General features: G+C 68.6%; 30 protein-coding genes and 1 tRNA gene. 12 read left to right on the top strand and 19 right to left on the bottom strand.

Going from position 1 to position 26,615, the window contains the following annotated elements; all coding sequences use genetic code 11:
* Positions 1 to 2: 2 nt before the first annotated feature.
* From GC203_RS10155 to GC203_RS10140, 4 genes are read right to left on the bottom strand one after another with little or no spacing between them, the layout of a single operon-like run.
* Positions 3 to 758: an SDR family NAD(P)-dependent oxidoreductase gene (locus GC203_RS10155; protein ID WP_293453871.1), complete on the bottom strand. Its 756-nt coding sequence runs from the start codon at positions 756 to 758 to the stop codon at positions 3 to 5.
* Positions 748 to 1,419, bottom strand: a complete 672-nt coding sequence (locus GC203_RS10150; RefSeq protein WP_293453869.1) for an iron-containing redox enzyme family protein — start codon at positions 1,417 to 1,419, stop codon at positions 748 to 750. Before GC203_RS10150 ends, GC203_RS10155 begins: the two co-directional genes overlap by 11 nt.
* A 10-nt stretch (positions 1,420 to 1,429) precedes the next feature.
* The gene (locus GC203_RS10145) at positions 1,430 to 2,887 is read right to left on the bottom strand and encodes an AMP-binding protein (protein ID WP_293453868.1); all 1,458 of its coding nucleotides are present in this window, start codon (positions 2,885 to 2,887) and stop codon (positions 1,430 to 1,432) included.
* A complete protein-coding gene (locus GC203_RS10140) occupies positions 2,884 to 3,570 on the bottom strand; it encodes a thermostable hemolysin (RefSeq protein ID WP_293453867.1) in 687 nt (228 codons plus the stop codon). Before GC203_RS10140 ends, GC203_RS10145 begins: the two co-directional genes overlap by 4 nt.
* 158 nt (positions 3,571 to 3,728) lie before the next feature.
* Here GC203_RS10140 and GC203_RS10135 point away from each other — a divergent pair, with 158 nt between their 5' ends.
* From GC203_RS10135 to hflX, 8 genes are all read left to right on the top strand, one after another.
* Positions 3,729 to 4,244 carry an RNA polymerase sigma factor gene (locus tag GC203_RS10135; protein ID WP_293453865.1) on the top strand — a complete coding sequence of 172 codons (516 nt, stop codon included), beginning with the start codon at positions 3,729 to 3,731 and terminating at the stop codon, positions 4,242 to 4,244.
* 55 nt (positions 4,245 to 4,299) lie between these two features.
* Positions 4,300 to 5,268: a FecR domain-containing protein gene (locus GC203_RS10130; protein WP_293453863.1), complete on the top strand. Its 969-nt coding sequence runs from the start codon at positions 4,300 to 4,302 to the stop codon at positions 5,266 to 5,268.
* A 24-nt stretch (positions 5,269 to 5,292) separates the two neighbouring features.
* Positions 5,293 to 7,701 carry a TonB-dependent receptor gene (locus tag GC203_RS10125; RefSeq protein WP_293453861.1) on the top strand — a complete coding sequence of 803 codons (2,409 nt, stop codon included), beginning with the start codon at positions 5,293 to 5,295 and terminating at the stop codon, positions 7,699 to 7,701.
* A gap of 66 nt (positions 7,702 to 7,767) precedes the next feature.
* A complete protein-coding gene (locus GC203_RS10120; protein ID WP_293453859.1) occupies positions 7,768 to 9,975 on the top strand; it encodes a PAS domain-containing sensor histidine kinase in 2,208 nt (735 codons plus the stop codon).
* A gap of 13 nt (positions 9,976 to 9,988) precedes the next feature.
* On the top strand, positions 9,989 to 11,380 hold the full coding sequence (locus GC203_RS10115; protein WP_293453857.1) for a sigma-54 dependent transcriptional regulator: 1,392 nt from the start codon (positions 9,989 to 9,991) through the stop codon (positions 11,378 to 11,380).
* 4 nt (positions 11,381 to 11,384) lie between these two features.
* On the top strand, positions 11,385 to 12,248 hold the full coding sequence (locus GC203_RS10110) for a D-amino-acid transaminase (RefSeq protein WP_293453855.1): 864 nt from the start codon (positions 11,385 to 11,387) through the stop codon (positions 12,246 to 12,248).
* A 100-nt stretch (positions 12,249 to 12,348) separates the two neighbouring features.
* Positions 12,349 to 12,594, top strand: coding sequence for an RNA chaperone Hfq (hfq, locus tag GC203_RS10105; protein ID WP_111274395.1), 246 nt, complete (start codon positions 12,349 to 12,351; stop codon positions 12,592 to 12,594).
* Entirely contained in the window at positions 12,591 to 13,910 is a 1,320-nt protein-coding gene (gene hflX, locus GC203_RS10100) for a GTPase HflX (RefSeq protein WP_293453854.1), read from the top strand. Before hfq ends, hflX begins: the two co-directional genes overlap by 4 nt.
* Positions 13,911 to 13,915: 5 nt before the next feature.
* On the opposite strand, the gene mazG is transcribed toward hflX, so the two are convergent.
* From mazG to GC203_RS10060, 8 genes are all read right to left on the bottom strand, one after another.
* Positions 13,916 to 14,749: a nucleoside triphosphate pyrophosphohydrolase gene (gene mazG / locus GC203_RS10095; protein ID WP_293453852.1), complete on the bottom strand. Its 834-nt coding sequence runs from the start codon at positions 14,747 to 14,749 to the stop codon at positions 13,916 to 13,918.
* Positions 14,750 to 14,827: 78 nt separating this feature from the next.
* On the bottom strand, positions 14,828 to 15,316 hold the full coding sequence (locus GC203_RS10090; protein ID WP_293453850.1) for a hypothetical protein: 489 nt from the start codon (positions 15,314 to 15,316) through the stop codon (positions 14,828 to 14,830).
* A 417-nt stretch (positions 15,317 to 15,733) separates the two neighbouring features.
* The gene (locus GC203_RS10085; RefSeq protein ID WP_293453848.1) at positions 15,734 to 16,336 is read right to left on the bottom strand and encodes a formyltransferase family protein; all 603 of its coding nucleotides are present in this window, start codon (positions 16,334 to 16,336) and stop codon (positions 15,734 to 15,736) included.
* Between the two features lie 5 nt (positions 16,337 to 16,341).
* Positions 16,342 to 17,163 (bottom strand): MBL fold metallo-hydrolase, encoded by an 822-nt coding sequence (locus GC203_RS10080; RefSeq protein ID WP_293453846.1) that lies wholly within the window; start codon positions 17,161 to 17,163, stop codon positions 16,342 to 16,344.
* Positions 17,160 to 17,936 (bottom strand): TatD family hydrolase, encoded by a 777-nt coding sequence (locus GC203_RS10075; RefSeq protein ID WP_293453844.1) that lies wholly within the window; start codon positions 17,934 to 17,936, stop codon positions 17,160 to 17,162. Before GC203_RS10075 ends, GC203_RS10080 begins: the two co-directional genes overlap by 4 nt.
* A gap of 21 nt (positions 17,937 to 17,957) precedes the next feature.
* Complete coding sequence (locus tag GC203_RS10070) at positions 17,958 to 18,959, bottom strand: DNA polymerase III subunit delta' (protein ID WP_293453842.1); 1,002 nt, start codon at positions 18,957 to 18,959, stop codon at positions 17,958 to 17,960.
* Entirely contained in the window at positions 18,952 to 19,587 is a 636-nt protein-coding gene (gene tmk, locus GC203_RS10065; RefSeq protein ID WP_293453841.1) for a dTMP kinase, read from the bottom strand. The genes GC203_RS10070 and tmk overlap by 8 nt, the downstream gene beginning before the upstream one ends.
* A gap of 45 nt (positions 19,588 to 19,632) precedes the next feature.
* Complete coding sequence (locus tag GC203_RS10060; protein WP_293453840.1) at positions 19,633 to 20,643, bottom strand: septal ring lytic transglycosylase RlpA family protein; 1,011 nt, start codon at positions 20,641 to 20,643, stop codon at positions 19,633 to 19,635.
* Between the two features lie 184 nt (positions 20,644 to 20,827).
* On the opposite strand from GC203_RS10060, the gene GC203_RS10055 reads away from it, so the two are divergent.
* A tRNA-Ser gene (locus tag GC203_RS10055) sits at positions 20,828 to 20,918 on the top strand.
* A 98-nt stretch (positions 20,919 to 21,016) separates the two neighbouring features.
* Positions 21,017 to 22,072 (top strand): site-specific integrase, encoded by a 1,056-nt coding sequence (locus GC203_RS10050; RefSeq protein ID WP_293453839.1) that lies wholly within the window; start codon positions 21,017 to 21,019, stop codon positions 22,070 to 22,072.
* Positions 22,073 to 22,116: 44 nt separating this feature from the next.
* Here GC203_RS10050 and GC203_RS10045 read toward each other — a convergent pair whose 3' ends face one another.
* Both GC203_RS10045 and GC203_RS10040 read right to left on the bottom strand, forming a co-directional pair.
* Positions 22,117 to 22,482, bottom strand: coding sequence for a hypothetical protein (locus GC203_RS10045; RefSeq protein ID WP_293453837.1), 366 nt, complete (start codon positions 22,480 to 22,482; stop codon positions 22,117 to 22,119).
* 107 nt (positions 22,483 to 22,589) lie between these two features.
* Positions 22,590 to 23,042 (bottom strand): hypothetical protein, encoded by a 453-nt coding sequence (locus tag GC203_RS10040; RefSeq protein ID WP_293453835.1) that lies wholly within the window; start codon positions 23,040 to 23,042, stop codon positions 22,590 to 22,592.
* A 152-nt stretch (positions 23,043 to 23,194) separates the two neighbouring features.
* Here GC203_RS10040 and GC203_RS10035 point away from each other — a divergent pair, with 152 nt between their 5' ends.
* Together GC203_RS10035 and GC203_RS10030 are read left to right on the top strand one after the other, a co-directional pair.
* Positions 23,195 to 23,431, top strand: coding sequence for a hypothetical protein (locus GC203_RS10035; RefSeq protein ID WP_293453833.1), 237 nt, complete (start codon positions 23,195 to 23,197; stop codon positions 23,429 to 23,431).
* Positions 23,421 to 23,636 carry a hypothetical protein gene (locus GC203_RS10030; RefSeq protein ID WP_293453831.1) on the top strand — a complete coding sequence of 72 codons (216 nt, stop codon included), beginning with the start codon at positions 23,421 to 23,423 and terminating at the stop codon, positions 23,634 to 23,636. The genes GC203_RS10035 and GC203_RS10030 overlap by 11 nt, the downstream gene beginning before the upstream one ends.
* A 205-nt stretch (positions 23,637 to 23,841) precedes the next feature.
* On the opposite strand, the gene GC203_RS10025 is transcribed toward GC203_RS10030, so the two are convergent.
* The 5 genes from GC203_RS10025 to GC203_RS10005 form a co-directional block, all read right to left on the bottom strand.
* A complete protein-coding gene (locus GC203_RS10025) occupies positions 23,842 to 24,075 on the bottom strand; it encodes a hypothetical protein (RefSeq protein WP_293453830.1) in 234 nt (77 codons plus the stop codon).
* A 315-nt stretch (positions 24,076 to 24,390) separates the two neighbouring features.
* Positions 24,391 to 24,669, bottom strand: coding sequence for a hypothetical protein (locus GC203_RS10020; protein ID WP_293453828.1), 279 nt, complete (start codon positions 24,667 to 24,669; stop codon positions 24,391 to 24,393).
* 108 nt (positions 24,670 to 24,777) lie between these two features.
* Positions 24,778 to 25,200, bottom strand: coding sequence for a hypothetical protein (locus GC203_RS10015; RefSeq protein WP_293453826.1), 423 nt, complete (start codon positions 25,198 to 25,200; stop codon positions 24,778 to 24,780).
* Between the two features lie 296 nt (positions 25,201 to 25,496).
* Positions 25,497 to 26,021, bottom strand: a complete 525-nt coding sequence (locus GC203_RS10010; RefSeq protein WP_293453825.1) for a TadE/TadG family type IV pilus assembly protein — start codon at positions 26,019 to 26,021, stop codon at positions 25,497 to 25,499.
* Positions 26,018 to 26,536 carry a TadE/TadG family type IV pilus assembly protein gene (locus GC203_RS10005; protein WP_293453823.1) on the bottom strand — a complete coding sequence of 173 codons (519 nt, stop codon included), beginning with the start codon at positions 26,534 to 26,536 and terminating at the stop codon, positions 26,018 to 26,020. Before GC203_RS10005 ends, GC203_RS10010 begins: the two co-directional genes overlap by 4 nt.
* Between the last annotated feature and the right edge of the window lie 79 nt (positions 26,537 to 26,615).

Below are 26,615 nucleotides of genomic sequence, written 5' to 3'. Positions count from 1 at the left end.
TTTCAGATGAAGAGCTGCGCGACGCGCCGATCGTTGGACGCGAGGGCGCGGTCGACGAGCCAGGGCGCGATGGCGTTGAGGCGGACGAAGAAGGCTTCGGGGAAGCCGAGGTAGACGTCCCGACGCCGGGCGGCGATGGCCTCGACGATCCGGTCGGCGACCCAGACGGGATCATCCATGGCCATCTTCGTCAGGGCGGCGAATTCCAGCACCTTGGCGGAGTTGAAGCCGGTCTTCACCGCGCGCGGGGCGACGTAGGTGACGTCCACGCCGCTACCGGCCAGTTCGCGCCGCAGCGCCTGGCTGAAGGCCCGCAGGCCCGCCTTGGAGCTGGAGTAGCTGGCGAAGTGGGCGAAGTTGATCGAGCCGAAGATCGAGCCGACGTTGACGATCTGACCGCGCCGGGCGGCCTTCATGCGCGGCAGCACCGCCTGGGCCAGCCGGATCGGCGCGTGCAGGTTGATCGCCAGGGTGCGGGCGAGTTGCTCGGGCGGCTCGCCCTCGGCCGGGCCGAAGTACTGAACCCCCGCTAGGTTCACCAGGACATCCCAAGGCTGGTCGCCGAGGCGCGCCGCGGCGGCCTCCAGCCCCTCGGACGTGGAAAGATCGCACGGCGCGTATTCCGCGTTGGAGGTCCGCGGGGCCTGGCGGTCGAAGACCACCACGTCGCCGCCTTCGGCGATCATGCGGCTGACGATCAGCCCGCCGATCTCGCCCGCGCCGCCCGTGACGGCGATGCGTTGGCCATCAAACCGCATGAGCCAGCCTCGCTTCGAGCGGGATGCTGCGGAACACGTCGGCGAACAGGCCGAACACGCGCTTGGCGACGTGCACGATCGCGTCCTGATCGAGGGGATCATCAACAGTTTCCATGAGTCCAGCGAAGAACTTCATGTGATCCTGATCGAGCGCGCCGTGGGACGTGAGGTAGGAGAAGCACTCCGGGCCCAGCCCCAGTCCGCGCGCCACCGCCGCCGCACCGTGGCTGGCCAGGGCGATGCTCGTGCCCTCCAGCACATAGATCATGCCGAAGAGGCCCATCGGGTTGACCCGTGCGACGTAGTCGTAGGCGAAGGCCACCATCAGCTCGGTCGCGGCGCCCGGCGGCCCGTCGCGCACCGCGTCGGCGTCGCCGCCGGCGTTGCGGATGTCGTTCAGGATCCACTTCTCGTGCCCGGTCTCCTCCTCGACGTACTCGTCGAGCGCGGCGCGGAACCGCTCGTGCGCGGCGTCCATCCGGTCACGGGCCGCCTTCAGCAGGGGCACGGTGTGGCTGACGTGATGGTAGGCCTCGCCCAGGTAGGCGACGTAGGCCTCGCGCGTGATCTCGCCGGAGAGGCCCGCGAGAATCTGCGGGACGGCATAGAGGGCCCCGCGCTCGACCGCGGTCTCGCGTTCGAGTCGTTCGAAGAAGGACATGGAATTCACCTCAGGTCTGAAGCTCGATGAAGGCCTGGTGGGTTTCGCGGAGCACGTCGCGGCGGGGGCGGCCGTTGCCGGTGAGTTCGCCGCGGGCGAGGTCGAAGGGCGGCCGCACGGTCCACCGCGCCACCTGGGCGTAGGCGGGCAGCTTGGCGTTGGCGCGGGCGACCGCCGTCTCGATGGCCTCGGCCGGCAGGTCGGCCCGGATGGGCGCCAGCACGGCGCAAAGCTCCGGCGCCCCTTCGCCGAACACGGCGGCGTGGGCGATCTCGGGCTGGGCCAACAGCTCGCTCTCCACCCACTCGGGTGCAATGTTGCGGCCGTAGGCGGTGATCAGCAGGTTCGACTTGCGGCCGTGGATCCGCAGCCATCCGTCGGCGTCCATCTCGGCCAGATCGCCGGTCCAGACCGCGCCGCTCTGCGGCGGCCCGCCCACATAGCCCAGGAACGGCTGCGGCCCGACCACCACCTCGCCATCTGCGGACAGGGCGACCTTCAGGTGCGGCAGCACCCGGCCCACCGATCCGGGGCGGTCGGCGGCGGGCGTGTTGAGCGCCACGACCGAGGCGCATTCGCTCAGGCCATAGCCTTCATAGGCCGGCAGGCCCACGGCCCGGGCCATGGCGATCAGGTCGGGCGACACCTTGGCGCCGCCGACGGCCACGAGCCGCAGCGCCGGCAGACGCCGGCCGCCCAGCGCAAGCGCCAGCGTCAAGGCCCGCAGCAGCTCGGGCACGAGGATGAGGCTGGTGGCGCCTTCGGCCTCGATGGCGTCGACGAGGCGGCGAAGGTCCGGCCGAAGACCGGCGGAGAACCCCAGGTCTTCGAGTCCGAGCGCGTGATAGCAGCCGCCGGCGATCAGAGTGGTGTAGAGCCCGGCCACGTTCTCCAGCAGGACGCCCAGCGGCAGCACAGGCAGGTGCTTGCCCGCGAACTCGGCCCCGATCACCTCGATCAGCGAGCAGGCCACGTCCTCCATCTGGGCCTGCGACAGGCACACGCCCTTGGGCGCGCCGGTCGAACCCGACGTGTAGGTGATCTTGGCCGTGCCGGGGTGAAGCGGCGTGGGCCGCGCGTCCAGGCGTTCGGCCGAAAGCGGGAAACCCGCCACGACAAATGCGGGGGCAACTGTCGCGGCGGGCCCGCTCACCACGAGGCATGCGCCTGCATCGGTGAGCGCGTGCCGCCGTTGCTCCGGCGAGAAGAACGGCGGCAAGGGGATGCTGGGGCGGCCCAGGGCGATGAGGGCCAGGTCGACGACCACCCACGCCGGGCCGTTGTCGAGGGTGACGGCGACCGGCGCTCCGGCCGGCAGGCCTTCGAGCAGGGCGGCGAGTTCGTCACGCGCCTGATCGACGGCCGCGGCAAGGTCGGCGCAGGTGAGGTTGACGCCGCGACCGGTGAGGATCGGCGTGTCCGGTGTCTCCGAAGCCCGGCGGGCGAGCGCGTCCAGCACCCGGCTCATGACGCGTTCGCCCGCAGCCGGCGCACCTGCCGCTCGAGGCTGCGGCTCGCCAGCCGTTCGCGCAACAGGGGCAGGGCGGCGGAGACACCCACCTCGGCCGCATAGACCTGCGGGCGGCGCTCATAGTAGCTGCCCCAGGCTGCTGCGGCTTCGCCCAGGCGGCCCGGGTCGGCCTCGCCCAGGCGGCGCAGGCCGAAGCCCGCCCTGCCGAGCAGCCGCGCCAATTCGGGTCGCACGGTCGCGACCGCGAAACGCCGGCCGCAGACCCCGGAGAGCCACGCCGCGAGCGCGGTGAAGAGCTGGAGCGATCCGGCCGGCCCGGCCGACGCCAGTGAGCCGATCTCGACCAGGCTGTCGCGCGCCACAGGGCGGCCGAAGGCGGCGGCGATGGCCTGCTCGGCCGGCTCGTCCAGATATTGTTCGAGGAACAAGGGGCCCGTCTCGCCGAAGCGCAGGCCCGCGGCCGCCAGCACCGGCCCGTTGCGGACGCCGAGGCCCGCGATCAGTGGGAAGTGTCCAGGCAGGGTCGCGCCATAGGCCGCTTCGAACTGCGCCTCGATGAAGGCCTCGAAGCGCGCTCTCGACGGGTGATCGGCGCGGGCGACGATCGTCCGAGGCGAAGGCCCGGGAAAGGGATGGATGACGGGCGCAGGCGCGCTGGCCAGCGGCGACGGATCACTCAAACTCGGCCTCCGATATCGGCCCCCGTTTGCTGCGACGACGCGCGGCGGCGACATCCTCAACAAATTGTCGGCGGCGCCTTATGGGATGCTCGTCATTGCGCGCGGACCCCGAATGCCGGAACAGTCGCGCGTCCAAGGAAGGGAGTCGCCGCGCCGCCATGGCCGATCCGCCGTCGCTGATCGACGCCTATATGCGCAAGCGCGAGGACCTTGTGCGCTTCTTCACCCTGCGAACCGGCTCGGCCGCCGTCGCCGAGGACGTGGTTCAGGACCTCTATGTGAAGATCAGCGGGATGGAGACGCCCGGGGACCTGCGGAGCCCGGAAGCGTTCCTCTACAAGATGGGCGTCAATCTGATGCTCGACCGGGCCAAGGCCCAGCGCCGCCAGGCCGCGCGGGACCATGCCTGGAGCCGACAGGCGGCGGGCGAGGGGCCCGAGCCTGTCGCGCACGAGCCGCCGGCCGACGAGGCGGTCGCCAGCCGCCAGCGCCTCGCCCGGCTTGTCGCCGCGCTCGACAGATTGCCACCCAAGGTCGCCGCAGCCTTCCGGCTGCACAAATTCGACGGCCTGACCCACAGCGAGGTGGCCCAACGCCTGGGCGTCTCACGCAGCGCCGTGGAGAAGTACATCATGTCGGCTCTGCGGGTCCTGATGGACGAGGTCGAACGATGAATTGCGGTATCGCCGGTGCGGCGTCGTCTAAGTGCCAGGAGATTTGCGCCAGATCATGAGCGACATGAACGACAAGCCGATTCCGGGACCGCTGCGCGACCGCGCTGCGGCCTGGTATGCGCGCCTGTCGTCCGACACGGCCGAGGACGGCGACTGGCTGGCTTTCGAGGTCTGGCTGGCGGAGTCGCCCCATCATCTGCGCGCCTATGAGGCGGTCGAGGCCATCTGGCTCGCGCTGGACGAGGCGCCGCCATCAGCGGCCACGAACGTGGCCACACTGCGGCCCCGGCCGTCCCGACGCGCCGTCTGGATGGGCGCGGCGGCCGCGTCGCTCGCCGTCGCCGTCGGGGCGGGCCTCGTCCTCCAATCCCGCACGCCAGCGTTGCAGACCTACGAAACCGCCTTCGGTGAACGGCGCGTGGTGCAACTCGCCGACGGCTCCAAGGTGACGCTGAACGGCGGGTCGCGGCTCGCCGTGCGGCTCGGCGGCAAGGAGCGCCAGGTGTTCATGGCCGACGCCGAGGCGGTGTTCGACGTGGCCAAGGATCCGGGTCGGCCATTCGTGATCCAGGCGGGCGACCGCCAGATCCGTGTCGTGGGCACCGAGTTCGATGTCCTGCGTCATCAGGGCGAGGTTCGCGTCACGGTCCGACGGGGCGTGGTCGAGGTGCGTCCCGCGCGCAAGCCGGACGCTGCGCCCATCGCGCGCCTGGTCAAGGGCCAGGCCCTGCTTCATCGCGAGGGGAAGGCGGGCGACACGGTTCACCGGGCCGATCCCGACGCGACCATGGCCTGGACCCAGGGGCAGCTCGTGTTCAAGGGCGAGACCCTGGCCCACGTCGCACGTACGCTCAGCCGCTATGTCCACACCCCCATTGTCGTCGCCCCCGAGGCCCAGGACCTTCCGGTCACCGCCGTCCTGAACCTTGGCGACGAGAACACGATGCTCGACAGCCTTTCGGCCTTCCTGCCGGTGCAGGCCGAGCGCCAACCCGATAGTGTGCGACTGAGCCTACGTCGCTAGGCGTTCCGAGTCGCACGAGGGGTCATGCAGCATATCCGGCGTCTGGCCGGACTGGCGGCCGCGGTCGGCGCCCTTGCGCCGCCATCGGCGCGGGCGGCCGAGACCGTCGCGTTCGCCATTCCCGAGCAGCCGCGCGCCGCGGCCCTCATCGCGCTCGCCCGCCAGGCCGGCTTGTCGCTCGGGTTCGCCCCCGACGCCCGCTGCGCCGGCCAGGCGGGCGTGACCGGACGGCTCAGTGTCGACGCGGCGCTGCAGCGCCTGCTCGCCGGCTCCTCCTGCCTCGCGCTTCGCCCCGATGCGCGGACCATCGTGGTGCGGGCGCGCGCCGCGCCCTCGACCCCAGCGGCGCGGCCATCGACAGCCGCCGAGCCCGCGTCGCCTCGGCCGCCGGCCGAGGTCGGCGAACTGGTGGTGACCGCCGACAAGACCGAGACACTGCTGTCGGCGTCGCCCTATGGCCTCACCGCTGTCTCGGGCTCCACGCTCCAGCGCCATGGCGTCGCCGACGTGCAGGACCTGTCGCTGTTGGCTGCGGGCGTCACGGTCACCAATCTCGGCCCCGGCCGCGACAAGGTGCTCTTGCGGGGGCTCTCGGACGGGCCGCTCACCGGGCACACCCAGTCGACCGTCGGGCTCTACCTCGGCGATCTGCGGCTCACTTACAACGCGCCCGATCCAGACCTGCCATTGATCGACATCGCCCGCGTCGAGGTGCTCCGTGGGCCGCAAGGCTCGCTCTACGGCGCGGGATCCATCGGCGGCATCCTCCAGGTGATCCCGAACTCGCCTGACGCGACGACGCGTAGCGGCTGGCTATCCGTGGGTCTCGCGACCACACGGTCGGGCTCGGCCTCGACGCGAGCGGAAGGCGTCTTCAACCAGCCGATCGCGGATGGGGCGGGCGGCCTTCGCCTCGCCGCATGGCGCATCGCCGATGGCGGCTACATCGACAACCTGGCCACGGGCGAACGGGCCATCAATCGGTCGCGGCGCACCGGCGCACGCCTGGCGGCGCGGCTCCAACCCCGCGACGACCTGATTCTCGACGCGACCCTGATCAACCAGTCGATCACCACCCGCGACGCGCACTACGCGACAGCTGACGCCGGCCCATTCGCGCGCGCCACGCGCAATCCCGAACCGCACGACAACGACTTCCTGGCGCTATCGCTCGCGGCCCGCTGGAACCCGGCGTGGGGCCACGTCACCTTCAGTCTCGGCGGCCTGGATCACAACGTGGGCGCGACCTATGACGCAGCCACTGCGCCGGCGGTGCTTTATCCTGCGGGCGCCCACCCCACCGTCTATGTCGATGGCAACGAGATTCGCGGCCTCGTCGGCGAGGCGCGCGCGGTGTCGGTCGGGCCGGGCCGTTTCCACTGGACGATCGGAGCCTTCGCCGCGGCAGGCGATCAGCGCCTGGACGCCCGTCTGGAGACCGAGGAGGACGCCCAGGCCTACGCCGAGGCGCGCCGCGACCGCCTGTTCGAAGCCGCCCTATTTGGGGAGGTCTCCTACGACCTGACCCCGGAGGTCACCGTGACAGCCGGGGGACGGGCGTTCAACTCGCGCCTGCGCACCCGATCGGCCGTCACCCTGGCCGGGCCGCTGAGGGACTTCACCGGACGCACGCACTACCGGGGCTTCGCGCCCAAGGCGCTCATCGCCTGGCGCCCGGCGCCCGACCTCACCCTCTACGCCCAGGCCGCGGAGGGCTATCGCACCGCCGGCTTCAACACCGCGGGCCCGCCCGGCCAGGCCTTCGGCGAGGCCGGCGGGACCCAGCCGCTGCGCCGCTACGGCGGCGACGAACTCTGGAGCTACGAAGCCGGCGGCCGTTGGCGCTCGCCGGAGTTGGGGATCGCCGTCCGCGCCGCCGCCTTCGTCGCCGAGTGGACCGATATCCAGGCCGATCTCGTCCTGCCGTCCGGCCTGCCGTACACGGCCAACCTCGGCGACGGGCGCAGCGATGGGATCGAGGCGGAGATCAGCTACACCCGCGGACCGTTCTCCCTCGCCGCCGCCTGGGTGCGCCAGGCGCCCGAGCTTCGCCGCGCCGACACCGGCCTGCCCGCGCCGCCGGAGGTCAGCCTGCCCGGCGTGCCGGAAACGGCCTGGTCGCTCACCGGATCCTACGCCGCGCCGTTGGGCGACGAGCGCACCCTGGACCTGTCGGCCAGCTACGCCCACGTCGGGCGCTCCCGGCTCGCGTTCGACGCAGCGACGGCGCCCACCATGGGCGGCTACGGCGAGGTGCGCCTCGCCGCCGCCTTGAGCTGGGGCGAAACCCGCGCGCGGCTCTTCGTCGACAACGCCCTGGATCGCCGCGGCGACACCCTGGCCTTCGGCAATCCCTTCAGCTTCCGGACCGAATCGCAGACGACCCCACAGCGTCCGCGGACGGTCGGTCTGGAACTGCGGCGCGGGTTCTGAGTCTCCGTCTCCGCCGGGCCACATAACTGTTGATTTTGGAGCACAGGCCCCTAGGCTCCGCGCCCAATGGCTTTGTTGGCCCATCCTGCGTTCGGACATCCGATTCTGGCCCGGGTCCGCGCCGCTCTGCGCTCCCGGCTGGTCCTGGGAGTGGGTTACGGGGTGGCCGCGGGCCTGACCGGGCTGGCGATCCTGCTTGCCGCCTCGCCCCCCGCCAAGGGGCCGTTGGGTCCGACCAGCCAGCTGATCCTGACGGTCCTGGGACTCAATCTCGTCCTGATCCTGGGACTGATCACCTCGGTCACCTTGCGAATCCTCGAACTGCTCGACGCGCGAGCGGCCGACGCGGGCGCGCGCCTGCACGTGCGTTTCGTCCGACTGTTCGCGCTCGCCGCCGTGGCGCCCGCGGCCGTGGTGTTCCTGTTCTACGGCGTCCTGGTCAGCCAGGGCGTCGAACGCTGGTTCAGCGAGCGGGTTCAGACCGTGGTGGAGAACTCCGCCACCGTGTTCCGCTCGTACGTGGACGACCAACTCGCCTACATCCGCGACCACGTCACCCTGATGGCCACCGACCTCAACCGCGAGGCCGGCGTGCTGGCCGAGAAGCCCGAGGGCGCCAACGAATATCTGGGGGCGCTGGCTTCCTACCATGCCTTCGCGGCCGCCTATCTGATGGATTCGAAGGGCCACGTCCTGGCCCGAGCCGAAAGCGAGGGCGCGCCGCCGTTCGTGGCGCCTCAACCCCAGGCCTACGCGGCGGCCGACAACGAGATCTACCTGCCCAACTTCACCGACACCATGTGGGCGATCTATCGCCTGAGGGGCTGGCCGGACGCCTACCTCTATGTGGCGCGGCCGCTACAGAAGGGCATCATGGCCCACCTGCGCGAGGCGGAAGGGTCGCTGGTCTCGTACCGTGAGGTGGCGCGCAACCGGGCCCGCATCCAGACCATCTTCGCCCTCAGCTACATCGAGACCGCGCTCCTGGTGCTGGTGGGCGCGGTGTGGCTGGGGCTGGCGGCGGCCAACGCCATCACCGCTCCGATCGCGCGGCTCGTCCAGGCGGCGGGGCGCGTGGCCGGCGGCGACCTTTCGGCCCGGGTCGACGCCGACGCCGATCCCGACGAGATCGCGGTGCTGTCGCGCGCCTTCAACAGCATGACCCACGACCTGCAGGCCCAGCAGGAAGCCCTGCGGCGGGCCGGGGAGGAGGCCGAGGAGCGCCGCCGTTTCATCGAGACGGTGCTGGCCGAGGTGAGCGCCGGCGTCATCGGGGTGGATCCGGACGGCAGGGTTTCCGTCGTCAACCGGCAGGCCGCCGCTCTGCTCGACCTGGACGACGCCGACCGGGGGCGCGGCCGGCCGCTCGCCGACCTTGCGCCCGAATTCGCCGACCTGGTGTCGGGCGATCGCGAGGCCGAGCAGGAGATCGACGTGGTCCGCGGTTCGGCGACGCGCCGCCTCCGCGTGCGGGTCAACCACAGCGAGGGCGGCATGGTCCTGACCTTCGACGATGTGACCCGGCTGGTGGCGGCCCAGCGCAACGCCGCGTGGCGCGACGTGGCGCGCCGCATCGCCCACGAGATCAAGAACCCGCTCACACCGATCCAGCTTTCGGCCGAGCGGCTCCGCAAGAAGTACCGCAAGGACATCGCGCCCGCCGAGATAGAGACCTTCGACCGCTGCACCGACACCATCGTACGTCAGGTAGGCGACATAGGCCGGATGGTTGACGAGTTCTCAGCGTTCGCGCGGATGCCGGCGCCCAAGTTCGCGCGGCTGGACGCCGGCGAACTCCTGCGCGCGGCCGTCTTCGCGCAGCGGGTCGCGAGCCCGGACCTGACGGTCGAGCTGAAGGCGCCCGCCGACCATTTCGAGATCTACGCCGACGGCCGGATGATCGGCCAGGCCCTGACCAACGTCCTGAAGAACGCCGCCGAGGCCGTCGAGGCCCGCAAGGCGACCTCGTCCCGGCTCAAGGGCAAGATCATGGCGCGCCTGACCACCCGTGGCGGCGAGATCCTGTTCGAGATCGAGGACAACGGAATCGGGCTGCCGGCGAAGGACCGCGACCGCCTCACCGAGCCCTACGTCACGACCCGCGAGAAGGGCACGGGCCTGGGCCTGGCGATCGTGAAGCGCATCCTCGAGGACCATGGCGGCGAACTCGAAATGACCGACGCGCGAGGCGGGCAGGGCGCCCGGGTGGTCCTGCGGCTGCCCCTGGCCCATCCCGTCCGCGCGGCTGACCCGGCCGGGACCGTCCCGGCATAGTGAGGAATGACTGATGGCGTCTGACGTTCTGGTGGTCGACGACGAGGCCGACATCCGCGATCTGGTGGCCGGGATCCTCACGGACGAGGGTTACGACGTCCGCACGGCGAACGATTCCGAGAGCGCGCTCGCGGCGGTCCGAGCGCGCAAGCCGTCGCTGCTGATCCTCGATATCTGGATGTCGGGCGGCGGCATGGACGGGCTGGAGCTGCTCGACATGGTCAAGGCGCTCGACGCCGACCTCCCGGTGATCATGATCTCGGGCCACGGCAACATCGAGACCGCCGTCAGCTCGATCAAGCGCGGCGCCTACGAATTTCTCGAGAAGCCGTTCAAGTCCGATCGTCTGGTGCTGGTGGTCGAACGCGCGCTGGAGGCGGCGAACCTGCGGCGTGAAAACCGCCGGCTGCGCGCCCAGGCGATCACGCCCGAAGGCCTGCTTGGCAAGTCGGCGGCCGCTCAGCAGCTTCGCGGAATGATCTCCAAGCTGGCCGGCGCCAACAGCCGCGTGCTGATTTCGGGGCCTCCGGGCTCGGGCAAGGAGACTGTGGCGCGCCTGATCCACAACGCCAGCCTGCGCGCCCGCAACGAATTCGTGCCGATCAGCGCCGCCGGCATGACCCCTGAGCGCATGGACGTGGAGCTTTTCGGAGAGGAAGCCGCGGGCGGACGCCCGGCCAAGATCGGCGTCTTCGAACGGGCCCACAACGGGACGCTCTACCTGGACGAAGTGGTGGACATGCCCCGCGAGACCCAGGGGCGCATCCTGCGCGTTCTGGTCGAGCAGCGCTTCCGGCGCGTCGGCGGCGACGCCGACGTGCAGGTGGACGTCCGGGTGATGTCGTCCACATCCAAGGACCTGCGCGAGGAGATCTCGGCGGGCCGCTTCCGCGAAGACCTGTTCCACCGTCTCAACGTGGTGCCCGTCAACGTGCCGGGCCTTTCCGAGCGGCGCGAGGACATCCCGGAGCTGGTGGAGGACTTCATCGCCCGCATCTGCGAGGCCTCGGGCATGCCACGCCGACGGCTCTCGGACGACGCGCTGGCCATGCTCCAGGTCCGCGCCTGGCCCGGCAATCTGCGCCAGTTGCGCAACAATGTGGAACGCATGCTCATCCTCGCGTCGGGCGCGCCCAGCGAGCCCATCACCGCCGACATGCTGCCGCCCGAGGCTTCGGTGAACGACCAGACCACGTCGATGGGCGCCGAGCGGATCATCGCCCTGCCGCTGCGCGAAGCGCGCGAGGTGTTCGAGCGGGAATACCTCAACGCCCAGATGCTGCGGTTCTCGGGCAACATCTCGCGCACGGCCGCCTTCATCGGGATGGAGCGCTCGGCGCTGCACCGGAAGCTGAAGTCGTTGGGCCTCTCTGGCGCGCGCGCCCTCGAGCCTGAGGACGCCTGAACCCGTGGGTCGCATCGCCTATGTGAACGGACGCTTCGTTCCGCATGGAGACGCCGTGGTCCACATCGAGGATCGTGGCTATCAGTTCGCCGACGCCGTCTACGAAGTCTGGGCGCTGTTCGACGGCAGGCTCGCCGATCCCGAGGGGCACTTCGCGCGCCTGGAGCGAAGCCTCGGCGAGCTCTCGATCCCGATGCCGATGAGCCGAAAGGCCCTGACGCTGGTGCTCAAGGAAGCCGTGCGCCGCAATCGCATTCGCGAAGGCTTGGTCTATCTCCAGGTCAGCCGGGGCGTGGCTATCCGCGACCACGCCTTTCCCACGCCGGGGACCCCGCCCTCGGTCGTGATCACGGTAAGCCGAGTGGACCGGGCCGCATCGGAGGCCCGCGCCGCCAAGGGCGTGGCCGTCGTCACCACGCCGGAGAACCGCTGGGGCCGCTGCGATATCAAAACAGTGGGCCTGCTGCCGAACGCGCTGGCCAAGCAGAAGGCCCGGCAGGCGGGGGCTGTGGAGGCGTGGTTCGTGGACGAGCTGGGCCTGGTCACCGAGGGAGCCTCGTCCAACGCCTGGATCGTCGACGGCGACGGGATTCTGCGCACGCGCGACACCAACGCCAACATCCTGAGGGGCGTGACCCGCCTGTCGCTGGTGACCTTGGCCCGCGAGGCCGGCCTGAAGGTCGAGGAGCGGCCGTTCACGCCCCAGGAGGCGCTAGAGGCTCGCGAGGCGTTCATCACCGGGGCCGGGTCGCTGGTGCTGCCGGTCGTCAAGGTGGACGGGAAGCCTGTCGGAGATGGAACGCCGGGCCCTGTGGCCACGAAGCTGCGACGCCTCTATATCGAGCGCGCGAAGGCCACTTCGGTCTGACGTCATAGGCCTGTGATTGCAACGGCCGCGATTTGCGGCTTAGCGTGACCTTGTGTGTGGGCGGACGGCCGCCCGGAAAAAACGAAAAGGCGAAAAGCCGATGAGCGATAAGAAACAGAACCTGCAGGACACCTTCCTCAACAGCGTGCGGAAGTCCAAGACGCCGCTGACCATCTTCCTGGTGAACGGGGTGAAGCTGCAGGGTGTCGTGAGCTGGTTCGACAATTTCTGCGTCCTGCTGCGCCGGGACGGGCAATCCCAGCTGGTCTACAAGCACGCCATCTCGACGATCATGCCGGCCCAGCCCGTGCAGCTCTACGAGCCGGCTGATGACGAGGCCGATTGAGCTCGACGAAATTCGTTGACCGCGAGGCGCCCGTCCAGGGCGCCCTGGTGATCCATCCCGACCGGGAGGGCCGTGGTCGCGCGCGCCATCCCGAGGCGCGGCTGGAGGAGGCGGCGGGCCTTGCGCGCGCGCTCGACCTCGAGGTGCGCGAGACCATGGTCGCGACCTTGCGCCAGCTCACGCCGGCGACCCTGTTCGGCAAGGGCAAGGTCCAGGAGATCGCCGCGCTCGTGGAGGTCGAGGGCCTGGACGTCGTGGTCATCGACGACGCGCTCACGCCCATCCAGCAGCGAAACCTCGAGAAGGCCTGGCAGGCCAAGGTCATCGACCGCACCGGCCTGATCCTGGAGATCTTCGCCCGCCGCGCCCGCACCCGGGAAGGCCGCTTGCAGGTCGAGCTCGCGCGGCTGACCTACGAACGTTCGCGGCTGGTGCGAACCTGGACCCACCTGGAGCGCCAGCGCGGCGGCTTCGGCGTCATGGGCGGTCCGGGCGAGACCCAGATCGAGACCGACCGGCGGCTGATCGCCGAGAAGATCGGCAAGCTCAAGCGCGAGCTTGAGGAGGTGCGCCGCACGCGCACGCTGCAACGCTCGGCCCGTCGCCGCATCCCGTTCCCCAGCGTCGCGCTGGTCGGCTACACCAACGCCGGCAAATCGACGCTGTTCAACCGGCTCACGGAAGCCAAGGTCGTGGCCGAGGACATGCTGTTCGCCACCCTCGATCCGACGCTGCGCAATCTGCCGTTGCCGGACGGCCGTTCGGCGATCCTGTCCGACACGGTGGGCTTCATCTCCGACCTGCCGCACGAACTGGTCGAGGCCTTCCGCGCCACGCTGGAAGAGGTGCGGGAAGCCGATGTGGTCCTGCACGTGCGCGACATCGCCAGCGACGAGAGCGATGCGCAGGCGGCCGACGTGCGCGCCGTGCTCGAGCGCCTCGGCGTCGACATGGACGAGCGGCGCATCCTCGAGGTCTGGAACAAGATCGACCGGCTGGGGCCTGAGCGCCGCGCCGAGCTTTCCGGCGACGTCCGGCGCGCGCATCCGGCCGCCGTGCTGGTCTCGGCGGAAACGGGGGAGGGGTGCGACGCTCTGCTGGCCGCCGTGGCCGGCCTCGTCGACGAGGCGCCGCCCGTGGAGGTTCGCGCCCCGGTGGGCGAGGGCGCGGCGATCGCCTGGCTCTACCGCCATGGCCGGGTCATCGAACGCGAGGAGCAGGCCGATGGGGCCGTGCGCATGTCGGTCAGCCTGACGGCCCAGGCGCTCGGGCAGTTCGAGCAGCTATTCCCGGGGGCCCGGGTCGACGCCGGCTGACGGCGTCATCCGCCGCCGCGTTCTCGCGCTTTCGCTTCGTCCCACAGGGCGTCCATTTCGGCCAGGTCGGACTCCTCGGGTGTCTTGCCCCGGTCGGCCAGGCGCTGTTCCACATAGCCGAAACGGCGCACGAACTTGGCGTTGGTGCCGCGCAGGGCGTCTTCGGGGTCCACGTCCAGCGTACGCGCCAGATTGGCGACCACGAACAGCACGTCGCCGATTTCGGCCCGGGCCTTCTCGATGTCGCCGGCCTCGATCTCGGCCAGCATCTCGCCGACCTCCTCGTGCAGCTTGGCCACCACGTCCTGCACCGTGGGCCAGACGAAGCCCACGCCGGCGGCCCGCTTCGACAGCTTCACGGCCCGCGTCAGGCCGGGGAGGGCGACCGGCACGTCGTCGAGCAGCCTGGCCGCCGCGGCGGTTCCGTTCTGCGCCTTCCCGGCGCGTTCAGCCGCCTTCAGCGCCTCCCAGCCCTCCTTCTGCTCGGCCAGCGAGCCGTAGGTCTCGTCGCCGAACACGTGAGGGTGGCGGCGGATCATCTTGTCATTGATGGCGCGGGCGACGTCGTCGAACGCGAAGGCGCCCTGTTCCTCGGCCATGCGGGCATGGAAGACGACCTGCAGCAGGAGGTCGCCGAGTTCCTCCTTGAGGTCGCCCAGGTCGCCGCGCTCGATGGCGTCGGCCACCTCATAGGCCTCCTCGAGCGTGTAGGGGGCGATGGTTTCGAACGTCTGTTCCAGATCCCACGGGCAGCCGTCATCGCGGTCGCGCAGCCGCGCCATGATGGCCAGCAGGCGGTCGATCGGTCGAAGGTCGGCGGAAGGCGCAGGACGGGTCATGGAGCCGGACTCAAAGCAAAACGGCGCGCGGCGATCACACCGCGCGCCGCTGGATGGCGCAAGTCGTGCGAGGACGTTCTATCGGCTGGCGACGTCGGCGTTGTGGGCGAGCCGCCGGGCGAAGCGATCGAACGTCCACTCGGCGTCGGTCCACACCCAGTTGCCGTAGGCTTGCCGGATGTCGGTTTCGTACCAGCTGTAGGAGATGGGGGTCTCACGGCCTTCCGCCGAAATCACCCGGCCTTCGATCGCCGCGCCGCCGACGCCGAAGCTCTCCATCGACAGTCCGGGCGTGTCCTGGAGCTGCTTGAAGGTCGGGCGGTTCGGTTTGACGTCCTTCAGGGTGATGTCGATCCGCGCGCCGTCGAAGGCGTCGCTGCGGGCCAGTTCGCTCTCGACGGACTTGCGAAGGTCGGCCGTGAGCAGGTCAGCCTCACGCTGCCCGTAGGTCTTGTCGAACTTCTTCTGCAGAGCCGGGGTCAGGGCGACGCTGACGGAAGCAGGAGCCGCTTGGGCGGCGGCGGCGCTCGCGAGCATCGCGGCGGTGGCAAGGGCGATGAGGCGCATGGCTATCCTCCGCATTTGGTCCAGTAGTAACTTAACAGATGGGCGGCCCGCGCGCTCCGGGCAAGGCGTCGTCCAAGGCTCGGGGGCCCATCGCTGCGGCGTGTGGCCACATCCGGTATCGCCCTGATTGTGGAATCCACACGCTTGTGGCGAATCTTCCTGGACCTGAAACGCAGAATCCGGAGCCCGTCGCACCATGAGCGATGTTCTGATTCAGCCTCGTATAGTCGCCGCTCGCCGGCGAGAGGCCGAGCCTCGGCGTCTCCCGGTGGGGGTCGGCCTCGGCGTAGGCGCGCTCATCTCGTTTGCGCTGTGGGGCGTTGTGGTCTGGGGACTGCTCCAGCTCATCTGACAGACGGGGGCTTCCTTATCGGTCGCAGATTGTTTGCGCCTAAGGAAGATTATCGGAAATATCATCTAGGGCAGACGCAGACGGCCCTCGGCGATCCCTTGAAGCGTCTCCACGAAGAATTCCGGCTCCAGCGCCTTCACCCGCGCCTCCAGGCTCTCCGCGGTCTCTCCCGGACGGATCGGCACCGTCCGCCGCGCCAGTTCCGGTCCCCGGTCGTATTCCTCGTCGACCACGTGGATCACGATGGCGCTCTCCGCGGCGCCCGACGCCACGACTGCCTCGTGCACGCGCCGCCCGTACATTCCTTCGCCGCCGAACTCCGGCAGCGGCCCGGGATGGATGTTGAGGATGCGGCCGGCGTAGCGGCCCAGCGTCTCCGGTCCGAGCTTCCGCAAATATCCAGACAACACAAGGAGTTCGACGCCATTCTTCGCCAGGACGTCGGCCAGCCGGGCGTCGGCGTCGGCGGGGTCCTTCTGGGTCGGGACACACAGCGCCGGCACGCCGGCTCCAGCGGCCGCGGCCAGGACGCCCGCGCTGCGATTGTTGCTGACCACCACCCGGGGCTCCGCCGCCAGCTTGCCCGCCTTGATCGCAGCGATGATCGCCAGGGCGCTCGATCCATTTCCCGACGCGAGGAAACCTAGTTTAAGTGGCTGCGATTCCACGCCTTTCAGGCCTTGAGCTGATGCAGAAAGCGAAGCCCGTCGTAAGCTGGCTCCACGCCGGCCGGGAGTTCGGCGCAGAGCTGATCGAAGTCGAGATCGATGTGCATGTTGGTCAGGATCGCCCGCTTCGGCCGCGCCCGGGCGATCCACTTCAGGGCAAGGTCGAGATGCGCGTGGGTCGGGTGCGGCCGACGGCGCAGGGCGTCGACGATCCAGACATCGAGGTCCGCCAAGGCTTCGAACGCAGCGTCGTCCAGGCCTACGACGTCGCTGGAATAGGCGACGCCGCCGAACCGGTAGCCGACAGATCGTATGCCGCCGTGATCCTGGTCGAACGTGACGACCGGGATCGCGCCGCTCGGTCCCTCCACCGTCCAATCCACGCCGTGGGCCGGTAAACCCTTGCGGTCGCAGATGGCCGGATAGCCGCCCTCGCCCTCGAAGATGTAGCCGAAACGCCGCATCATCGTTTCGGCGGTCTGCGGGTCCATGTGGCACGGAATGCGCGCCTGTTGCCGCAGGAAGAAGGCCCGCACGTCGTCGAGGCCGTGCACCTGGTCGGCGTGATCGTGGGTCAGGAGCACGGCGTCGACGCGCTTCACGCCGGCCTTGGCGGTCTGGAGACGCAGCTCGGGCGAGGCGTCGATGAGCGCCGTGGTGCCGCCGGCGGCCTGGCCGCCCTCCCCCAGCCGCCGGACGAGCAGGGAACAGCGCGTCCGGAAGTTCTTCGGATTGTCCGGATCGCAGACGCCCCAGTCGCCGTCGGCGCGCGGCACCCCGCCGGACGAGCCGCAGCCCAGGATCGTGACCTCCAGCGTTCCGCTCATGGCCGCGGGATCCGGTCGAACAGCGCGAAGAAGGCCTCGGTCGTACGCGCCTCGGCGTCGGCCAGGCTCCAGCCGCGGATTTCGGCCAGCTTGGCCAGCACATGGCCCACATACGCGGGCTCGTTGCGCCGGCCCCGGTGGGGCGCGGGGGCGAGATAAGGGCAATCGGTCTCGACGATGATCCGTTCCGCGGGCATGTCGGCGATCACGGCCCGGACGTCGTCGGCCGCCTTGAAGGTGGCGATGCCCGAGACCGAAAACCAGGCGCCCAGGGCCGCGCAGCGGCGGGCCAGTTCCGCGCCGGACGTATAGCAGTGCATGAGCAGCCGAAACGGTCCGCGGGCGTACTCGTCCTCGAGGATCTCGCCCATCTCCTCGTCCGCTTCCCGTGTGTGGACGACGAGCGGCAGGCCCGACTCCCGCGCGGCGGTCACATGGGCGCGGAAGACTCGCGCCTGGATGTCGCGCGGGCTGAGATCGTAGTGGAAATCGAGCCCGCACTCGCCGATCCCCACCACGCGCGGGTCGGCGGCCAGGTCGATCAGCTGTTGCGGCGACAGGTCGGGGTCTTCCTTCGCCTCGTGCGGATGGGTGCCCACGGTGCACCAGATGTCGGGCGCGTCGGCCACCGCACGGCAGGCGGCGAAGTTCGAAACCCGGTCGCAGATGTTGACCATCAGGTCGACGCCGGCCGCGCGCGCACGCGCGATGACGGCCTCGCGATCGCCGTCGAACTGGGGGGTGTGCAGGTTGACGTGACTGTCGATCAGCATCGGGCGGGTCGTACCACGGCGTCAGGCTTGGGCGGCCTGCCGAAGCTCGGCCATGGCGGTGAACAGGGCGTCCGTCCGATCGAGATTGAGCGCTTCGGCTTCGCGAGGCAGGCGCTGGAGCGTCTCCCACGCGGCGGCCCAGCGATCAAGGCCGCCGATCCCCTCGCGGGCCCGGTCGGAGGCCAGGGCATGGACCCGCTCGGCGAGCAGGTCGAACAGCAGTCCGAACTGAGCCGCGCCCTCGGCGCCGCGAAAGCTCTCGGCGAGCGACAGCAGGCGGGTCCGGTCCAGTTGCGGCAGGCCGCCCAGCAGCTCCCGCGCCGCATCGTCCAGCGTCAGGGCCCCGGCGGCCAGGAGTTCGAGGGCGCGTCCCGGCGCGCCCTGAGCCAGGCGCGAAAGGCGAAGGGCCGATTCAGGGTCCACGTCCGCCCGCTCGCGGACGAATGCCGCGGCCGGCTCGAGCCCGAGCGGCCGGAACGCCAGCCGCCGGCACCGCGAGCGGATCGTGGCGATGAGCCGCCCCGGCGAATGGCTGACCATCAGCAGGACGCCTCGGGGCGGAGGCTCCTCCAGCGTCTTCAGGATGGCGTTGGCGGCATTGGCGTTGAGGTCGTCGGCGGCGTCGATGATCGCCACCCGGTGCGGCGCGCTGGCCGGCGACTTCGAGAAGAACTCGGCCATGCGCCGGGCGTCGTCGACCGGGATCACCTTGCGCGGCTTGCCGTCGGGCCCCTCGCGCTCCAGCACGATCAGGTCGGGATGGCTTCGCGCCGCGACCTGCCGGCTCACGGGATGGGCGGGATCGGCGCCGAGGGGGCCGTGGCTGAGGTCCGGCGGCGCGCCGAGGAGCCGCCTTGCGGCCCGATAGGCGAAGGTCGCCTTGCCCACGCCCTCGGGGCCGGTGAGCAGCCAGGCGTGGTGCAGGCGCCCTCGGCTCCGCGCGGCTTCGAAGGCGGCCTCCGCGTCGGTCTGGCCGGCCAGGTCGAAGACGTCTCGGGGATGCGGGACCGCGAATTCAGTCATGGACCGCGAGCCTGTCGCTCACAGCAGCCCAGACGGCGGACTCCACCGCCTCGATGGGCTTGGCCGCGTCGATGACCGCGCATCGGCCGGGCTCGGCTTCCGCGATGGCGCGGAAACTCTCCCGGAGGCGCTGGTGGAACGCCATGCCCTTCGACTCGAAGCGCATCTCGGCCCCCGCGCGGGCGTGGGCGCGCTCCAGGCCGATCTCGGCCGGCAGATCGAAGACCAGCGTGAGGTCGGGCCTCACAGCATCCAGGACATAGATCTCGAGCGCCGAGATCAGCCCCATGTCGACGCCACCGGCCGCCCCCTGGTAGGCCCGCGTGGAGTCGGCGAACCGGTCGCAGACCACCCAGGCGCCGCGCTCCAGCGCCGGGAGGATCACGCGCTCGATGTGGTCGCGGCGGGCGGCGTACATCAGCAGTGTCTCGGTGACGGGGCTCCAGCGGTCGGCGTCGCCCCGAAGGACGATATCGCGGATACTCTCGGCGCCCGGCGAGCCTCCGGGTTCGCGCGTCGCGACCACCTCCTGGCCGGCGCTCTTCAGCCGCGCCGCCAGCCGCTGCAGCTGGGTGGATTTCCCGGCGCCCTCGCCGCCTTCGAACGTGATGAACCGACCGCGTTTCACGCGGCCAAGATGGAGCGTTCGGCCGTCTTGTCCAGCCGCTCGGGGCTAGAAGGCGTGGACCACGCGCGCATCCTCGAAGCCGATCTCCGCGACCCGGTCGCGCAACGCATAGGCGGCGGCCTCGTCCGAGGGAGCCGGCAGGACGACGCGGTAGAGCACCGCGCCATTGCGCTGGACCAGTTCAATGGTCGCCGATCCGGCCGAGGCCAGTTGGGCGACGGCGCGCTGGGCGTTGACCTCGCTGGAGAAGGCGCCCGCCTGGATGCGCAGCGGCGAGCGGCGCACGGTCGGCCCCTGGCCCTCGATCGGCGGACCGTCCAGGACCGCGCCCGTCAGCGGCGGCAGGCTGGCGGTGTCGATCGGCTCGGGCGGCGGCGCAGGCGCGGCCTCGGCCAGGAACACCGGCTCGTCTGTGTCCGCCGGCGGTGGTGGCGGCGGCGGCGGGGCTGCGGCCATCGCTGCGGCCGGTTGCGGCCGGCTGACAGGCGCCGCCTTGGCCGCGGCGTAGCGAACTCCGGCGCTTGGCCCCAACAGCGGGGCGCGGCCGACGTAGCGCACCCGAACCCGGGCGAGCCCAGCGCGGTCGTAGCCCAGCTCTCGCGCCGCCTCGTAGCTGAGGTCGATGATCCGGCCGCCGACGAAGGGCCCGCGGTCGTTGACGCGCACCGTCAGCTTGCGGCCGTTGTCGAGGTTGGTGACTTCCACCAGCGACGGCAGCGGCAAGGTCGTGTGCGCGGCGGTCACGGCGTACATGTCGAACGTCTCGCCACTCGCCGTGGGCTTCTGATCGAAGGCTTCGCCGTACCAGGACGCGACGCCCGTCTGGTCGTAGTCGGGCTGCTCGCGGGGCACGTACCAGACGCCCGCCACCTGATAGGGCTTGCCGACCTTGTAGCTGCTTGAGCCGCCCGGCGCCGGATGCGGCCCGGCCGCGTCCCGGCTGGGATAGCGCGGCGTGATGGACGCGCAGGCCGCGACCGAGGCGCCGGCCAGCAGCACAAGCGCCAGACGGGCGCACGGCCCCAGGTTCGAACCATGGCTCGAAAACGTCGTCATGTTCCGCCTCCGACTCGCGCCGATGGTCGTGCGGGAACCTTGAAACAGGGTTAACCGATCGTTGCGGTGGAGGCGCCGCGGCCTTCCCTGCTATAGGGGCCGGCCGCCGGACGGGTGGCCGAGTGGTTTAAGGCAGCGGTCTTGAAAACCGTAGAATACTGTCCCAATAAAGACCGCTCTTTGCGGGTGGATGGCCGAGCGGTTTAAGGCACCGGTCTTGAAAACCGGCGAAGGTTCATAGCCTTCCGTGGGTTCGAATCCCACTCCACCCGCCAAATCGCAGCATAGACAGCGGTTTTTATCGCCTTTTTAGGGACAATGTGGGACAGTAGTCTTCTGAACTTAGAGAAGACTAATGCCTAAACTCCAACGCATGGCTCGCGGCATCTACAAGCGCGGCCCTCACCAGTTCCAAGTGAAAATCCGGCGCAACGGCGTGAGCCTGTCCGAAACGTTCGAAGACCTGCGGGCCGCGCAAGCGTGGCACACCGTTCAAACCGGCAAGGTCGTGGCCGACGACTACGTTGACCGGAGCAAGGAGAAGCGCACGACCCTGCGCGTCCTCCTTCAACGCTACATGGACGACGTGACCCCGACCAAGAAGGGCGCCCGTCAGGAAGCCAATCGGCTGCGCGCGTGGATGCGAAGTGGCCTTGCCTCCTATTCCGTGGCGGGGATCGAGCCGTCCGACATCGCGTCTTGGATCGCCGACCGCAAAACGGAGGGCAAGGCGCCGACCACCATCAACAACGCGGTCAACCTGCTGTCCGCCGTCTTCGGGAAGGCCCGCGAGTGGGGCTACAATATCGACAATCCCTGCCGTGGCGTGTCTCGGTCGGCGCCTCGTCCTCCGCGCTTCGCCGTCCTGACCGAAGACGAGCAGGGCAAACTTCTGGAAGCCTGTCGGCGCGGGCCGCAATGGCTTCCCCATGTCGTGAAGCACGCCCTCGTCACCGGTATGCGGCAGGGCGAAATCCGCCGGATGCAGTGGAAGCACGTCCACGACACCCATGTGCATCTTCCGAAGACGAAGAACGGCGAGGCCCGAGACGTGATCCTGACCGCCACAGGCGCCGCCGTGGTCGACGAGCTTCGCAGGCTTCCGCACCGGATCGACGGCTGGGTCTTCGGCGATCCCGACAAGCCCAGCGCGGACGGCGGCTTCACCGAATGGCAGGTGCAGCAGGCGTATCGCGACGCGGCCAAGTGGGCGGAAGAGCACCTTGGCGTGAAGCGGCTCACCTTCCACGATCTGCGCCACGTCGCCCTGACGGCCCTCGCTGATTACCACGACGACGTGATCGAGCTTGCCCGGACGAGCGGTCACAAGACGCTCGGGGTGCTCGCCCGATACATCAACAGATCGCCGGAGGAAGCCGCCAAGCGGCTTCGGGAGCGCGAGGCGAAGGTGCGCAGCGGCGCGGCGTGAAGCGCGGGAAGGCTCCACGCCGCTGTCTGCGACAGTTCAACGGCTCAGGCTTCCCCGTCCGCCTTGTAGCAGTGAATGGTGCCCCACACGCTGAGCTTGCCAGCCTCAAGCTGCCGCATGTTGGCGGCCAGATGCTCGTCGATCTCGTCGGCATCGCCCTCGTCAACCGCGCCTTGGAGGCTGTCGATTGCCAGCAACTTCAATCCGCAATGACGGAGGTCTTGCGCGAGCAAATCCCGCACCGATTCTTCGCTCGAAGCTCGGCAGGCCATCCAGCCACATGCGCCCTGCGCCCATTCGGGAAGCACTGCCTGCTCCGCGTCAGATCGTTCGAATGTCACGAGCGCGACCCACCAATTGTCCATGAAGGCATTGATTGATTGCAGAGCAGCTTGCGCGTCAATCGTCACGTTGCATGGACATGGCTTCGCCAATGCGGGGTCGGAACCCGCCGGGCGCATGACTGTCTGATGTGTCCGTTCCCAATGCTGGTGCAGCCGAGAGGGAGACGGTCGCATCACCCCTCGGTCGGGAAGAAATCTTCCAGAAAGAGCATCGTCTCCGGGGCGGACGAGGCGTGTTGTTCCTTGGTCATGTAGAAGGCGAAGACTTCGGGATCGTCCGCGTCCGTCGTCCACTGCGAGCCGCCAGCCCACACGTCCGACCACAGGCCGCGCTGGGTGGGCGGGAACATCTCGCCGAACCGTTCGAGCCGCTCCGGCGCAATCCGCAGCAGGCCGTGCGCGTGAAGGTTGGACTTTAGGTGCTCGAACATGAACACACCCGTCGTGCGGTCTTTGCGCCGCCGGGTGAACCGCGTTCCCAGCAACTTGCGATCCACCTTGCCGAAGCACTGGCCGATGGCGTTGCGGGCGTTCGTCAGAGAAACGGGCCGGTTGAAGTTCAGCGTCATGGCCACGTTCAGCGTCGGATCGCTGAGCCAGCGGGAATAGGCCGAGCGGCGCGTCATGTTGAAACGCGACTCGAAGCTCTGATTGTCCAAGTAGTTCGTCATCGTGATCGTATTTAGTTTCAAGGATCACTATAACGGTCTCACCCCCTACCAGCCTAAATCATTCCGCTCCGATCTGGATAAATACCATGATCAATGGAGGTAGAAGAATGGTTGTCGGCGAGATTTACAATGAGATGTTCGAGCGTGATCTGACCGATTCCATGCGGAGTTGGAGCGAACAGTGGGCCGGACGTTCCCATAACTTCGCCACGACCAGTTGGGCGAAGCCGCTACCTGCAGAGACCGCGATCCACCTGCGGAAGCGGCTGCTCGCGGAAGGCCATCCCGACTTGGCCGCCAAGGTGCTGCTGGCCCTGCTCGATGAGGCGCCCCATGCCGAGTGAATACGGCCCGGCGCCAACACCGTTCAGCGTCGAAGACTTGATGCTGAAGGGGCGGAATGGCCCGTTTCCAGACGGCTATCTGAACGCCTATCTGGCGCATCTGCGTCGCTCACATGCCGTCGTCCAAGCGGAGATCGACCGCATATTCGCCGAGGCGGCTGACGATCCCGCCGAGTTGGCGTGGCTCCATAACCTCCTCTTCTGATGCGCTTTCGGGAGATCATCGAGTCGGGCGCCGCCGCAGAGGTATGGAAGCAGACCGAGAAGACTGCTGACGCACTTCGGACGCTTCGTTCCAAGCAGGCGACGGTCGCGAACGCTCGGGCTTCCGCCCGCGCCCTTCCTGCCGGTAAGGAGCGGTCTCGCCGCCTACAGGCTGCGGATCGGAAGGATGCGGATGCCCGGCGCGTCTACGGCGACACGCTGAACCGTGCAAACGACCGGGCGCGAGAGGAGATGGCGAAGGATCGATGATCCGGCGCACGCACCCATTGGCCGTTCAGGTTGCCACGATAGGCCGAGTGAAGTAGCCCTCCATACATGCGCTTGATAGCCGCCTTGGCGATAGCAACAGCGGTTCTCGCGACCAGCACCCCCGAACCGGCCTCGGCGACGAGATTGTCATGCAGGAAGGGCGTTTCCACCAAAACGTTCGCGAAGGCGCACTTCGATGTTCCATCGTCTCGCATCCGCGAATTTCATGACAAACTGACGCCGTTCGCAGAGGCTAACGGATTGAGTGTAAGTGGCGTCGAGGCTTCCAACTCTGAAAACGAACCGCCCTACAACATCGCAACGATGCTTCAATCCAAGGGCCTCATTTTCTATGGCGTCACCAAGTCTGGTTCGAGCACGGCGACCGTATACGTCCAAAATCTCTGCTGGGCGGAATCGGAACCTTGGAAGCCCATGTGGGAGCGTCTGATTGTTTACATCCGGGGTGCCGGGTTCGAGCAAGTTCAGTAGGCGGCTCTTCGGGCGATCTGGTCGGCCTTCGTCGGGCGCCCGCGCCGAAGTTTGACGACAGGCGCCACAGCGGCAGACTTTTGCACCACGCGCTTCAATCCCAAGAGCCATGCTTCAACGTCGGATCGGTCATAGACCACCTTGCGACCGAGGTTGATGTGCGGCGGCCCTGCCACATCAGCGTATTTCATCCGGCTCTTCTTGAGCATGGAGACGCTGAAAAGTGCGGGATAGGCTGCCACAAGCTCTTCTGTGTTCAGGTATTCACTCACTGTAGTTAGTCCGTATCAGGTTATGAATTCACCATAACCTTCGTGAACCTCGGGGCGTCATATCTTTCTGCACCCACGATCTTGGCTGAATGAATTTCGTCGCCTCACTCAATGCGAGCACCAAAACGCACTCGGCGGGAACACAAGCTCCTTCCGAGCTTGATATTGCTCTGCGCCAAAGCCCTCAAAATCCTTGTAGGGAATGAAGCCGTTGACGCTCTCCCCTCGCCGAACCTTGGCGACGACGCAACCGCCCACGCAGTAGCCGCCATTCCAATCCGAGAGCGGGAAGTGCGCTGTTCCGACCCGCACCGCCACAGAGTCTCGCGCCCAATCAATCTTGCCCGCCTGATTGGGCCACTGTTCAGGCGCGAGACAAATTGGGCGTTTTGCGTGCGACGTGAATGTCAGTTCAAACCGTTGCGCGGCGGGATTGTCGCGAGTGACGACATCAAAGTCCTTGCCCGCAACCGGCATCTTGGCGCCCGCGTGCGCCGCGACTCCGCTTGTGACGGCCAGCGCGAACGCCAAAGAGAAAGCAATGCGCCTCATCCCACCCCTGCCGGTCGCCCAACCTGCGCCTTATCCTGCGGCGAACCGCTCCAAGAACAAAGGCGCATTTGACGAGTGCGCCTTGGGACACTTTGGGACGAACCGAGCGGCGCCGTTGCGAACCTCACGGCGCCACTCGAAACCCGCAGAGCCACAAAAACAGCCTCTTAGTGGCGCACGCTGAAGCCTGCTAAGGGCGAGGCAGCGGTCTTGAAAACCGCCGTGGGTTCACGCCCACCGTGGGTTCGAATCCCACCCCGTCCGCCACATTCTCCTCAGCCGACCTTCTCCACCTTGGGCGAGAGGCGCGGACGCGAATAGGCGTGGCGCGTGAAGCGGATCGTGTCGGGCAGGAACAGGCCGAAGGTCGGCTTGTAGTCATAGATCACGTCGGCGACGATCACGCTCTCGCCGGTCTGCAGGTAGCCGCTCGGAACGGAGGGGCTATCGCCGCCGGCGTAGTTCCGATTCTGGGTCCAGTCCGTGCCCACGCCGGTCTGGGCGCTGGCGCTGATGCTCGACACCCGCGCCTGGAGTCCCGTCAGCGGGAACGGGTGGATCATGGAGACGCCGGCGCTGAGCACGTCGTTCAGTTCGCTGGAGGTGACCGAGCGGCTCTGGGCGGTGATGTCGGCGACCGCGGCGGCGATGTGCGCCACATTGCGCTGGGCCTCATAGGCCTCGAGCGCTTCCGTCGCGCCGACGTTGAGCACGAAGATCGCCGGGAAGATGAGGGCGAATTCGATGGCCGCGCCGCCCGAGCGATCGTCGGAGGCGCGGCGCAGCAGGCGCAGGATCATTGGTATGGCTCGTTCTTGAAGGCCGTCCTGGCCCCGAGGGTCACGTCCATCGGACCGTCGCGGTGGAAGGCCGTGGCCAGGAAGGGGGTCGTGAGCGGCCACTTGTAATCGACCTTGACCACCATGATGTCGCCGGGGCCGCCCAGGTCGAACTGGCCGTCGGGCGGATTGCTGGCGACGTCGTTAGCGTTCGAGAACGAGTCGAATCTCCGAACGCTGATGGTCAGCCGGTCGCGGCAGGCGCCGCCGACCCCATGCAAGGCGGCGCAAACCTGGTCCTCGAAGGCGACGGATGACGTCGGGGCGGTGTCCTGGCCCGTGCGAATCCTGCGCGCCACCTCGATGACCGCGTTGTCGAGCTGGCTGATCATCATGCCCATCATTCCGATCTCCAGCAGCGAAAGCACCGAGAAGAAGAGGACGGGGGCCACGAAGGCGAATTCCACGGCCGCCGCGCCGCGGTCGTCGCGACGCCAGCGCGCGAACGAGTTCGTTCGAGACGATTTCGAGCCCATGCTCGTTGGAATACAGGATTGGCGCAAACAACAAGTTAACGCGGGGGTGTTTACAGTAAATTGCGATTAACGATTTGGG

The sequence above is a fragment of the Phenylobacterium sp. genome (assembly GCF_016124325.1).
Lineage (GTDB): Bacteria > Pseudomonadota > Alphaproteobacteria > Caulobacterales > Caulobacteraceae > Phenylobacterium.
The sequence above is the reverse complement of the archived record's forward strand: the minus strand, read 5'-3'. Positions and strand labels throughout refer to the sequence as shown.